Origin of the sequence: Tenuifilum sp., from assembly GCF_037481895.1 — a bacterium.
Taxonomy (GTDB): domain Bacteria; phylum Bacteroidota; class Bacteroidia; order Bacteroidales; family Tenuifilaceae; genus Tenuifilum; species Tenuifilum osseticum.
The window spans coordinates 1-514 of the sequence record NZ_JBBFKU010000088.1; the positions used below are offsets into that span (position 1 = coordinate 1).

Here is a 514-nt window from a genome sequence, read left to right on the forward strand (position 1 = left end):
GCTTCGTTAATCCTAATTACACTTGGAATTATAGCCAGTCTAGATGAAGACACAACAAACCCTTTTATAGTAATAGGTTTTGTATTTGCATTTATAGCATTATTTCTATTTTATGTTAGAATTTTTTCTAAAAGAAAATACAAACGCACGATTGATGAAATTGCTGAGAAATACGATACAATTAAACTGGAATGTACTTATGAATTCTCAGAAGAATCTATTAAGTATTGGGATAATGAGAAAAAAATTGAATTTAATTGGTCGGTTTTTAAATATTACTCAATATACAAAGGTTATTTAGTGATAGCTCTCAATAATTCTCTAATTGAATCCTACTTATTTGAAAAAAACGAAACCGAAGGAGACGAATATGAGAAATTACTTGAGTTTGTTGAATCCAAACTCGAATATAGAGAAATAAAATAAATACGTTTGCTAACAGGTGGTTTAGCCTACTGGGGCTGATGATGCAGATACGAAAGTTTTTAGTAATTTAGTATGTTTTTAACGTGGG

At 29.4% G+C, this 514-nt stretch carries 1 protein-coding gene; it reads left to right on the top strand.

The features are described 5' to 3' along the window. Positions 1-426: hypothetical protein (locus WHS63_RS13230; RefSeq protein WP_445205528.1), on the top strand; the 426-nt coding region annotated here is incomplete at its 5' end. Positions 427-514: the final 88 nt, after the last annotated feature.